This is a genomic window from Candidatus Acidiferrales bacterium (genome assembly GCA_036514995.1).
Taxonomy (GTDB): domain Bacteria; phylum Acidobacteriota; class Terriglobia; order Acidiferrales; family DATBWB01; genus DATBWB01.
Genome location: DATBWB010000090.1, coordinates 1 through 10,685 on the forward strand (window position 1 = coordinate 1; position 10,685 = coordinate 10,685).

Consider the following 10,685-nt stretch of genomic DNA (forward strand, 5'->3'; position numbering starts at 1 on the left):
CGCCAAGATGCTTTGCCTTGTTTCCGGATCGTCCTGAACGGCGGGCGCTCGCTCCTGGAACTCTGCCTTGAGCTCGACTCTCGGGACCTCGAAGAGGCCGTCCTTCGCTGGCTTTCCGATAGGGCGTCGGATCTCGTGCATGGGGACACGGCCCTGAACACCTCTAGCGAGGCTTTGCGCTCCCCTGATCCTGATTCGGAAAAGTTCCAGACTTTAGGCGCAGGCAGTCGGAGAAATGGCTGCCAGAGCGGAGATCGAAACCGTGATGACAAAGCACCGGACGAAAACCTTGCTACTCATGGCAGCTCTCTTGGCGGCACCGTTGCCCGGGGCGCCTCAGAAGAATCCTGATTCTGGCTATGTGCCGCCCTACCACGATGCCCGCAAGGGTCTGCCAGCCTTGGCCAAAACGCTTGACCCGGAGTACTTTTCCCAACCTTTGGTTCGCTCAGCCTACCGGATCGCCAAACAGAAGCCCCGGTTGCTCGCCCAACTGCCGTGCTATTGTTACTGTGATCGTATCGGCCATGGCAGCCTGCTGGATTGCTATGCAAGCGACCATGGCGCCGCTTGCCTCATTTGCATCAAGGAAGCTTTCCTCGCTGACCAAATGAGTCGGAAAGGCGAAACCGTGGCGACGATTCGCAAGGCGATCATCCAAGGGGAGTGGAAAACGGTGGACTTGCGTTTCCGACGCTGATGGGACAATTCGCCAGCGAGAGTGGGGATTAGTCACTCTTACGAGGCCAGCTTTGGTCGATGCCTGTGAGGTTCGCTGCCTACAAGAAACAAACGTTCCAGAGAAGTCGCCGCGTGCGTGGGTTAGGCGATTATGAAAGATCACAGATAGCAGGCGACGATGGCGTCGCCCTGGGGATTGTTTAGCGGCCGCTCCGAACGACCGCAAGAGTGTCAATATGGAAAACGATCGCAGAGACTACGTTCCAGCCCTTGGGTATCGCTGGTTGACTCCACTCTATGACCCGCTGCTGCGCCTTACAACCCGTGAGACTAAGTTCAAGCGGGAACTACTGCGGCAGGCAAGAATAAGAAGCGGCCACAGGGTGCTCGACCTGGGTTGCGGGACAGGAACTTTGACCTCCCTGATCAATAGTACCTGTCCCGAGGCGGAAGTCATTGGTTTGGACGCAGACAAGCGGATTTTGGAAATCGCCCGGAGAAAGGCGGCCCGAGCTGGCGTCAGCCTAAGGCTCGACCATGGGATGGCCTACGCGCTCCCCTACACCGACAACAGCTTCGACCGCGTTCTTTCAAGTCTCCTGTTTCATCACCTCACACGCGAAGACAAACTGTCGGCTCTTCGGGAAGTGCTCCGTGTTCTGCGGCCGGGTGGAGAACTTCATATCGCCGACTGGGGCAAGCCACAGAACGGGCTTATGCGCCTGGCATTCTTGGGGGTGCAGCTGCTCGACAGCTTTCACACTACAGCGGACAACGTAAAAGGTCTGCTCCCGGAATTGTGCGCCGTAGCCGGCTTGCAGGACGTTGAGGAAACGGCGCGCTACGCTACTTTATTCGGAACACTATCACTGTATCGAGCCCGGTCTCGAACAGGCTGTCACTTCCAAAGCTAGGTTTGTTCATTCGCGGCAGGTACCATTGACAGCTTGGCAGGGCGCCTTCATGCTCGCCCGGTCGGCAAGCCTGTCCCCCGGCGTGGAGTGAGCCGCTGTGCCAAGGGACAATTCTGAGGGTGCGTTCCAGATTGGCATCCATGCCGCCGAGCAAGAACTCGCCAAGACAGAGCGGAGGGACTGGGAGCTCTGGTTCTTGACCCTGTTGCTTGGAAGCTGCGTTTCGGTCGGCCTCCTGGTTTTGATTTTCCCCACCGTGTTCTGGAAAAGAGAGATTCTTGTTGTGCCCCGGCAGTACGCCGTTCAACTCTTCTACGGCTTGCTCACGCTGGTCGTTCTATTTAACGTTTACGTGATCCGCCAGCATGGGCGCATGCGCGCCCTCCACCACCGCCTGGTTCAAGAGCAGATGGAGAGGCTGAGGAACCAGCAACTTTCCCTTCTTGACCCGCTCACGGAAGTGTACAACCGACGATATCTGGAGGTTTTCCTCGGTCAGGAAATCCAACGAGCCGAACGTTACGGCCAGACTTTTTCCCTCGTCATGCTTGATCTGGACGGATTTCGCGAGATCAATAATCAGCTCGGCCATCCGGTTGGGGATGAAGCCCTGCGGGCAACCGGCCGGCTGCTCAAGCAGGCCTGCCGAAAATCGGACGTGATCGTTCGCTACGGCGGAGACGAATTCTTGCTTGTTCTTCCGGAGACGGATGCCGACGGGGCCGCGGCACTGCTTAAGCGCCTGCGACAGGAATTCTCAAGCTTCAACCAAAACACCCATCTCGGCCTTCGACTTGCCTTTAGCGCGGGCGTCACCAGCAACGGCAAAGGCAAAGATTTGCAGGAATTGTTCGTCGAGGTCGATCAGAACTTGTACACCGACAAGCGCATGCGGCAGTGGCAAACAGAGGTATCCCCCGCAGGGTAGGGGCCAAGCCAACCTCACGGGTGGTTCGCCACCCATGCTGGTTGGCTGTTCCGCTGCCTCGCGCTTCTAGTGCCGTTCCAACTTATTGCACCTAGCCCAGCGGCGGAAGCCGCGGGCTGAACAGAGGGAACGACATGGCGCTCACGTTTGGCCCACGAGCTTCTGCCCGCGGGAACCATCTCGTAGATTCCATTAGGCCCAGTTAGTTGGAACGGCACTAGCTTTCTTGGGCCCGCCCGCAGGAAGTTGTACGATGCGGTTGCCCAGCCTCAGGAGGATCTTGATGCGGAAAGCTTTGTCACTGTTTGTTTCTGCTTTGCTGCTCTCACTGCCCGCGCAGGCAGAGAAAAAAAACAAGGATGCGGAGCGGCTGAAGAAATGCGGCGAGGTCCTGGAAGAGATCCTGGGCATCCCCGATAACATCCCGCAAGAGTTGCTCGACCGGGCCGAGTGTGTCGTCATCATGCCCTCGGTGAAGAAGTTGGCCGTTGGCTTTGGCGGGAGCTACGGCCGGGGCGCGATGTCGTGTCGCACGGGGGAAAAGTTCACCGGCCCCTGGAGCCCACCGGCTATGTACCGTCTGGAAGGCGGCAGCTTCGGGCTGCAACTGGGCGCTCAAGCGACCGACTTTATCCTGCTGGTGATGAACACGAAGGGGGCCGATTCCCTCCTGAAGACCAAAGTGAAGCTGGGCGGCGACGCTTCCGCGGCGGCTGGCCCCAAGGGACGCACCGCCACCGCAGCCACCGACGCTTACATGCGAGCGGAAATCCTCTCCTATTCTCGCAACCGGGGGCTGTTCGCCGGCGTGTCGCTGGAAGGTTCGACCCTGCGCCAGGACAACGGTGCCAACGAGAAAATCTACGGTCGCAAGGTCACGGCAAAGCAGATTGTGCGTGAGCGGGCTGCCGGCGTGCCGGCTGCGGGGCAGCCTATGCTGTCGCTCCTTAACAAGAAATCGCCCAAGAATCTCTCTGACTGAACCGTCCAGCGATTTACGGACCGGGATCGGCTAACTTGCGCCGAGGGACATGGCCCCGCGTCCCAAGTAGAGGGTTTCCCGGCTCTCACTTCTCTTGTTCGGTGACCCTGCCGACGATCTGAAAACTTCCGGCTCTCTTTGCGCGAACTCGAGCCCGGATCCTAAACTGCCCGTCTTTGACCTTGTCGCGAGTGATCTGGCGCGTGAGCACGTCCGCCGCTTTTACGCCTTCAAACTTGACTACACCCGGCGTGCGAATCTCCTCGCGGAGGTACAGAGGATGTTTGTCCAAATCGTATCCTTCCAACCCGCTGACGGTCGTGACGACCTCCGTGCTTCCACCTCTGGGAAGCGTTGTTGTGGGAGCGCTTAGTTGTACCGTGACGACATTGAACTGCCCATCCCGTCGTTCGGTCCCCTCTTGGAATTGAATCGTCGTTTGCCCGGCATTGACGTCGTTCGGCAGCCGCCATACCGAACCGGTCTTGGACTCGGTGACAAAAGTGGCCGCGTCTTTCCCAACAAGAAGTGTGTCGTTCTCGTGAAGACCACTGTGGGGCCCATTGACTACAACTGTCTGCCCAGGCTGGCCGAATCCAGGTAACGCAAAGTCCCGGACTGGTTGGGGTACCGGGCCAAATTCCACATTTTGCCGGGCAATCTCCCTGCCGTCCGTGCTGCGCAGAACCAGAGCCACGACGCTGCCAGCGCCCGTAACGGCCAACACTCCTTTCGCCACGGAAACCGTCTCCCGCGTCTTACCTTCAACGTCCACCACCATACCTTGCAATACATCCGAAGCCGTTTGATCCCTCGGTTCAGCTTCCACCGTGCCCGTGAGCGTGTCGCTCTGCTCCTTCGGGAGATTCACTTTGACTTGGCCGTAAGGCGTATCGAAGACGGTAGATTGGTGTGTGCCTTCGTCAGTGGTCTTCGAGCCGCCCGGAGTCGGAGTGGGCTTCCCCGGCGGCGGAGGGGGCGGCGGGGCTTTCGGGGGCGGTGCCGGGCAGCACTCGGTGCAACTGCCGTTACCCGCTCCGCTGGAGCCGATGTACCCTTCGACCTCGAGACTAAACTTGTCTTTCCCAACCTTGATTTTCTTGAAGCCGCAGGCCCATGCCCAGTTGTAGTCCATCTGACAACAGTTTTGGACGATCCTGGTCTTGCACTTGATCGTTGCTTCGCCACCGGTCATCGATGCCTGGCAGTCCTTGTCGCAGGTGACCGGAGTGCCTTCGCGACAATTCGGCGTTAGATCCGCGGTGATGTGACCTCTGGTCCACTCTTGCCAGGGCTTTCCTGCCAGCTTCTCCCAGATCCACCACATTTTGTACTCGAAGCACCGGCTGTGTTTCTGGGTGAGAACGGCATTGAACAACATGCTGTCGTAAACTAGCGCGTTGTCATCGGCGATGCAGATGCTGGTGAATGGTTGCGATCCCTTGATCCAACGAATTCTGACAATGTGGTGGCCGACACGAACTTTGCCCCGCACCATGGCCTGCCATTTTTCAATCGCCCCTCGCTCAATTTGGGGATCATCGACGATTCTGAGCGCTGTCATTTCGCTGGGTCTCCCCACATCACCACTGGGAAACCACGCCTTTTCTGGAGCAGTCATTTCGCCCAGGATCACCTCTCGCTGCTCCTCGGAGGCAATAGTTCCCTCGTAGGCCCAGTCCAGGGCCTTCACGTGCGTCCCGTAAACCTGATTCCAGTTCTGGATGGCTGTTTCGACAAGTTCTCGCGGCTTGGCCGGCAACTCGGCCCTGGGAGGTGCTTGCAAAGCAAGAGGAACCATCCCGAACAAAAGCAAAAGGGCCAGTGCTCCCGCATAGGGAAATCTAAAGCTCATGATCCGCATGGTGTGCACCTCCATCAAGGTTGGAACAGTGGGATCGCGTATAAACCAAACGCGTTTTGGCGCTTTGAAAGTGGAAATGGACTGAGCAGTTCAGTTGCTCGAGAGAAGAGGCGTGGATTGCGGAAAAAGCCTTTGCGGCAGAGTGTTTTGGGAAAGCGGGAGAAGAATTTCTGTAATCCCGATTGGCTCGGGATCGGTGATCCCTGACCGGACGCGCGGCGTTGCTAACGGGCAAACGGCTCCCTCCCTTCCGGGAAGGGCTGATGGGGGGCAGTATAGTAATCGCATGAACTTTGGTCAAGCTCGGAACGAAGCCACCTGTCCGATTGTCCAAGAAGGGGGTTTTCCGATTGAAACGGCAAGAAGATCTTTTCTAACTCGGTCAAGACCTGCCTGGCGTCCCGAAGCTTTGGGACAGCGCAGGCAGGGGATCGAGCCGAACGCGGCACCCTCAAGGCCACCCGGCGATGTTCCGGGAACAAAAAATGAGGTTCCGCAGATCGTACCATCCACAATGAATGCCCTGGTGTTCGCGCAAACCTCCTAAGTGGCGGCCCGCATTTTCGGTTCGGGCCCACGCAGCGCGATGGGCACGAAATCCCGCTTGTCATAGCCCACGAAGACCTGCCGCGGCCGGGCAATTTTCTGCTCCGGGTCGAGCAGCATCTCTTGCCATTGAGCGATCCAGCCGGACGTGCGCGGGATGGCAAAGAGCACGGTGAACATCTCCACCGGAAAACCCATGGCCTGGTAGATGATCCCCGAATAGAAGTCCACGTTGGGGTAGAGCCGGCGCTTGACAAAGTATTCGTCCTCCAGAGCGATGCGTTCGAGCTCGAGCGCGATATCGAGCAGCGGATTGCGCCCGGTGACTTCGAATACCTTGTCCGCGGTCTCTTTGATGATTTTGGCGCGAGGATCGTAGTTCTTATAGATGCGATGCCCGAAGCCCATCAGCAGCCGCTCCCCTGCCTTTACCTTCTTGATAAACTCGGGCACTTTGTCCTTGGAGCCGATCTCGGCGAGCATCTCCAGAACTTCCTGGTTGGCGCCGCCGTGCAGCGGCCCGTAGAGAGCGGCGATGGCGCCGGCACACGCCGAATAGGGGTCAGTGTGCGAGCTTCCCACGCTGCGCATGGCGTTGGCGCTGCAATTCTGCTCGTGGTCGGCATGAAGGATGAAAAGGATCTCAAGCGCCCGCGTCAGCACCGGATTGGGCTTGTACCTGGGCTCGCTCATCCGCCACAGCATGCTCAGGAAGTTTTCGCAATAGCTCAGATCATTGTCCGGATAGATATAAGGCTGCCCGCGGCTGTGGCGATAGGCAAAGGCGGCCAGGGTGGGCATCTTGGCAATGAGGCGGTAGGTTTGCTTGAGGCGGTTCGAGGCATCCCGGATGTTCCGGGCATCAGGATAGAAGGTGGAAAGCGCGCCGACCGTGCTCACCAACATGCCCATCGGGTGAGCGTCGTGGTGAAATCCGTCCATGAATCTCTTGATGTTTTCGTGGACATAGGTGTGCTGGGTGATGTTGTGCACCCAATCGTCGAGCTGGCTCCTGGTCGGCAGCTCGCCGAAAAGAACCAGGTAGGCGGCTTCAAGGTAGGTGCACTTCTCCGCCAGTTGTTCGATGGGGTAGCCGCGGTAGCGCAGGATACCCTTGTCGCCGTCGATGAAGGTGACTTTGCTCTGGCAGGAGGCCGTGTTCATAAAAGCCGGGTCGTAGCTCATCAGCCCGAAATCATCGTCAGAAACTTTGATCTGACGCAGGTCGATCGCTTTGATGGTGCCACGAGCCACCGAGATTTCGTAGGTCTTGCCGGTACGGTTGTCCGTGATGGTGAGACTATCCTTGCCCATGGGAACTCTCCTTTATGAAAGCCGTGGCATTGGGGCGCTCCCGAAGTCTCGGGACGAAGCGGGCTGCGGAAGGGAATGCTGCTTGCCTGCTTTCTATCGAAGCTGCAATCGAACATTCTTCAGAACCAAGGCGGGCGACGGCGCGTTCTCAATCCGAGCGAACCTCCGGAGCAACCGAACGCGCGATGCGAAAAGATGATCCCGCGGCGCTCGACCGCCGGGCGGCGGGGCAGCAACTCTATTTTTACGGCATTTTGCCCCTGGCTTCAAGCAAAAAGCGGCGAGTGTCCCGATTCCTCTGGAAAAGCAAGCAGCCTATTCCCTCCCGAGAGTCCATCGAATTCTTCTGCATGGATTCTTAGAAGACGAAAATAGAGAATCGAAAATCGGAGGCGCGAACAGGAGTCACTGGCCCGCTTGGATCGGCCCTGGCCTTGACCTGTTGGGACTGACATCCCCGGCGATACGGAACGGACGCGGGTGCCGCCACCGGGGAGCCGCTTTGAGCTTTCACAACCTGGGCGGCGGGGCTTCCATCCCCACACAGCGCTCTTGGGTCCGGGGTCACCCGCGTCCATCTCTATGCTACACCGCTTTCAGCCCCGTCAGCCAGAGCCTTGACCATTTCACCCGCCGGCGGCGGGATCAACGCACCTCAAAGGTGAATGTAGCGAAGACACTTTCCCAATCCGCTTCCCCGTCCGAGGCGGCTGGCCCCGATTGTTCCGGGGCAGGCCCTGTTTCCATGCGGAACGGGGCAGGCACCATGTGGAGCACGCGCACAAACCACGCCCCGGAGCGGTCGAGAAGAAATTCGGCTTCGCCACGAGCGTCGGAGCTTTGCGACAGGGCGTAGTGATGTCCGGTGCGGCCTGCGTAACTCGAATGAACGGTGGCGCCGGCCAACGGCTCGCCTTCGAATAATACTTGAACTCTCAGGCGATCACCGGCGGCGAGCAAGCATGGATTCGAAAGCGGGATGATCTCCAGGCGGAAGCCGAGGGGCTGCTCTCCCCCGCCTCGGCGGATGCCTGTCCGATCGCCCACGCAAATCGCCAGTTTAGCAGCCTTCGAATAGAGTTCCCGGCCGGCATCGTTTTGCTGGCTGCGCTCCTTGCGAGTACGCAAGGGGGCCTCGAGAGACTCTTCCGTCAGGTAGTCATGGAACTGCTTTGCTTCCATGACGATCAATCGAGGCCGGGTTTGCACGCCCAGGATGTGAATGCCAGCCTCATCAAGCGTCACATCCACGACCAGCGAATTCCCTTCCACACGATAGCCGGTCACCGCCCGCCGCGAGGAAGCGGAGAGCAGTTCATAGCTCAGGATGCGGTCCGGCTGCGCCGCCACTTCACTCGAGGGAAACGCCTCGCTCGTGTTCAGGGCGACGCGCGCGGTCTCTCCCGGCGCAAACCGAAACTTGTGCGGCACGAGCCAGGTGTCGTGCGCCAGAGCAGGCCCGCTTGCGATGAACAGAAGCATGATGGTCTTCTTGAGGACCTTTCCCGATCCAGGTGAGCGCATGGATGTGCCTCCATCGTAAGGCCGCCGGAAGGGCTCACGCTACCAGAGAGCACCCGGTTCGTCCAGCCCTTACGCTCATCTGCTTCGGACGTGATGGGAGTGACGAGGGCAGAACCAGGCGCCGGCGATCGAAAATAGAAACTCGAAAATCGAAGATCCCGCAAGGCGGGGCCGGCCAACCCAACCGCTGTCACCTGGCATCTACCATTGCAGCGGGTTAACTCAACGGCTGCACGGGTTGCGTTTTCCCTTCTCAAAAGTTTATTAGTTTGCTACTCTTAGTTGTTGGTTTCTGCCTTCCCTTTTCAACCCCTTTTGAGCCAGCCGAGCGTCTTCTGGCAAGGAGATCTTATTTCAGACAGTTGAGGGTTCTCAAGATGCGAAAACGACATTTCCTGATGAAGGCACAAGGCTGGGTTTGCGTGCTGGGACTGGCGGGCATTGTGCTGGCCTGCCTGATGCTGATTACCGTGATGGCTCGAGCGCAGGGCTATGGCGGCGATCGGTCTGGCTCGCCGGTATCGGCCTCGCCCGAATCGCGCTCTCGAGCGAGCGACCTTTACGTCACGTATCGCGGCAAGAACAGCAGCCAGATTATTTTGCGCACATTCAACGGTTCGCAGTGGTCGCCGGAGTGGGCCATCCCCAAAGCCTCGAGCGACGTCGCCCCAGCGCTCCTCCACACGGACCGGTATCTCTTGATCGTTTACAAGGACAAGAGCTCGGGGCGATTGATCTGGCGGACCTTCGACGGCAGCCGGTGGTCCGATAAGCGCGAGATCGGCAAGTCAAAAACGGAGAACCCGCCTTCGCTCGCGCTTTTCAACGGAACCGTCTATCTTGCCTATCGCGCTTACCCTACCTCCCGGATCTTCCTGCGCACGTTTGACGGCCAGCGGTGGAGTGAAGAATATCTGCTGAGCGTGGCGGAGTCCACGGCTGGGCCTGTCCTGACTGTCTATGCCAACGACCTGCTGCTGGCCTACAAGGGTCTCAGGGACAACCGCATCTATGTGCGCGGGTTTGACGGCCACGAGTGGTCGGCGCAGCACGTTTTGCCCCACGCTGAGACCGGCTTGCAACCCACCATGGCAACGATCGGCCAGTCGCGTTCCAACAATTTGGAACGGGACCCGCAACTCTGGGTCGCCTATCAGGGCATAAACTCCTCAAAAGTGTTCTATCTGGTCTGGGACGGCTACCGGTGGAGCGAGGAAAACAAGGTGCCCGACGTGGACACGAGCAGTCCGCCGGTGCTCTTTTCTGCCGGCAACGCGCTCTACCTCGCCTACCAGGGTCAGGGCTCGAGCAAGGTCTATCTGCGGCAATGGAACCCGAGCCCCTGGTCGAGCGAGCGGCCGATCCCGAGCGAGAGCAGCATGGACGTCGCCGCCGTCCGCTTCTAGCGGCGTTCCAACTCACGGGGCCCGTACCAACTTGTTGGTATGGGGCGGGAAATATCCCCAAATAGCTGAAACGGCACCAGCGCAGTGCTCAAAAAACCGGGCCGGAGTCTGTTCCCCCGATATATCGGGGCGAAGGCTCAGGGTGCCGGATCGCGCTGGCCCCGCGGCGAGGCAAAGGAATTGGATCGATCACCATCGTTCCGGTGCCCCAAATTTGAGGATGCTTGAGCCGTTTCCCAGGCTGTAACAACGCCGCCCACAGCGGACGGGTGCCGGGCTGCTACGTTCTCCCCGCCGAACAGATGCAACCCTGAAGAGATTTCACGGGCTGGAGCTCTCTCCAGTCCACTTTCAGCAGAAATGCTAGCAGTGCCCAAGGGAGGATAGCACTGTTGAACCACTTTGATAATGTCCCCTTTTCGCCTCGTTAGAAATGTCCCCTACACTGCGGCCTCCATAGGAGGTTGCTTTGAAGAGGACAGCGATGAGCGAAAGAGAACTGCGGCGTGTAGCGATGTTGGGGCGA

Annotated in this window: 9 protein-coding genes; 6 read left to right on the plus strand and 3 right to left on the minus strand. The window is 58.9% G+C overall.

Annotated features, from left to right (window positions below):
• Positions 1-235 precede the first annotated feature (235 nt).
• The 4 genes from VIH17_06305 (at position 236) to VIH17_06320 (ending at position 3,505) form a co-directional block, all read left to right on the plus strand.
• Complete coding sequence (locus tag VIH17_06305; protein ID HEY4682847.1) at positions 236-700, plus strand: CYCXC family (seleno)protein; 465 nt, start codon at positions 236-238, stop codon at positions 698-700.
• A 217-nt stretch (positions 701-917) separates the two neighbouring features.
• Positions 918-1,595, plus strand: coding sequence for a class I SAM-dependent methyltransferase (locus VIH17_06310; GenBank protein HEY4682848.1), 678 nt, complete (start codon positions 918-920; stop codon positions 1,593-1,595).
• A gap of 97 nt (positions 1,596-1,692) precedes the next feature.
• Complete coding sequence (locus VIH17_06315) at positions 1,693-2,523, plus strand: GGDEF domain-containing protein (protein ID HEY4682849.1); 831 nt, start codon at positions 1,693-1,695, stop codon at positions 2,521-2,523.
• Positions 2,524-2,806: 283 nt separating this feature from the next.
• Positions 2,807-3,505: a lipid-binding SYLF domain-containing protein gene (locus VIH17_06320; protein HEY4682850.1), complete on the plus strand. Its 699-nt coding sequence runs from the start codon at positions 2,807-2,809 to the stop codon at positions 3,503-3,505.
• An 85-nt stretch (positions 3,506-3,590) separates the two neighbouring features.
• Here the strand turns inward: VIH17_06320 and VIH17_06325 are convergent, their stop codons facing one another.
• Complete coding sequence (locus VIH17_06325) at positions 3,591-5,360, minus strand: hypothetical protein (protein ID HEY4682851.1); 1,770 nt, start codon at positions 5,358-5,360, stop codon at positions 3,591-3,593.
• Between the two features lie 552 nt (positions 5,361-5,912).
• Positions 5,913-7,229: a citrate synthase gene (locus tag VIH17_06330; GenBank protein HEY4682852.1), complete on the minus strand. Its 1,317-nt coding sequence runs from the start codon at positions 7,227-7,229 to the stop codon at positions 5,913-5,915.
• Between the two features lie 185 nt (positions 7,230-7,414).
• On the opposite strand from VIH17_06330, the gene VIH17_06335 reads away from it, so the two are divergent.
• Positions 7,415-7,591, plus strand: coding sequence for a hypothetical protein (locus VIH17_06335; protein ID HEY4682853.1), 177 nt, complete (start codon positions 7,415-7,417; stop codon positions 7,589-7,591).
• A gap of 283 nt (positions 7,592-7,874) precedes the next feature.
• On the opposite strand, the gene VIH17_06340 is transcribed toward VIH17_06335, so the two are convergent.
• Positions 7,875-8,753 carry a DUF4198 domain-containing protein gene (locus VIH17_06340; GenBank protein HEY4682854.1) on the minus strand — a complete coding sequence of 293 codons (879 nt, stop codon included), beginning with the start codon at positions 8,751-8,753 and terminating at the stop codon, positions 7,875-7,877.
• Positions 8,754-9,130: 377 nt separating this feature from the next.
• On the opposite strand from VIH17_06340, the gene VIH17_06345 reads away from it, so the two are divergent.
• Positions 9,131-10,159 (plus strand): hypothetical protein, encoded by a 1,029-nt coding sequence (locus tag VIH17_06345; GenBank protein HEY4682855.1) that lies wholly within the window; start codon positions 9,131-9,133, stop codon positions 10,157-10,159.
• The last annotated feature ends 526 nt before the right edge of the window (positions 10,160-10,685 follow it).

What these genes read in the sequence shown, in the direction of transcription:
- VIH17_06305 (HEY4682847.1), top strand. Translation starts at nt 236, where the DNA reads ATGGCTGCCAGAGCGGAGATCGAAACCGTGATGACAAAGCACCGGACG.
- VIH17_06310 (HEY4682848.1), top strand. Translation starts at nt 918, where the DNA reads ATGGAAAACGATCGCAGAGACTACGTTCCAGCCCTTGGGTATCGCTGG.
- VIH17_06320 (HEY4682850.1), top strand. Translation starts at nt 2,807, where the DNA reads ATGCGGAAAGCTTTGTCACTGTTTGTTTCTGCTTTGCTGCTCTCACTG.
- VIH17_06325 (HEY4682851.1), bottom strand. Translation starts at nt 5,360, where the DNA reads ATGAGCTTTAGATTTCCCTATGCGGGAGCACTGGCCCTTTTGCTTTTG.
- VIH17_06330 (HEY4682852.1), bottom strand. Translation starts at nt 7,229, where the DNA reads ATGGGCAAGGATAGTCTCACCATCACGGACAACCGTACCGGCAAGACC.
- VIH17_06335 (HEY4682853.1), top strand. Translation starts at nt 7,415, where the DNA reads ATGCGAAAAGATGATCCCGCGGCGCTCGACCGCCGGGCGGCGGGGCAG.
- VIH17_06340 (HEY4682854.1), bottom strand. Translation starts at nt 8,753, where the DNA reads ATGCGCTCACCTGGATCGGGAAAGGTCCTCAAGAAGACCATCATGCTT.
- VIH17_06345 (HEY4682855.1), top strand. Translation starts at nt 9,131, where the DNA reads ATGCGAAAACGACATTTCCTGATGAAGGCACAAGGCTGGGTTTGCGTG.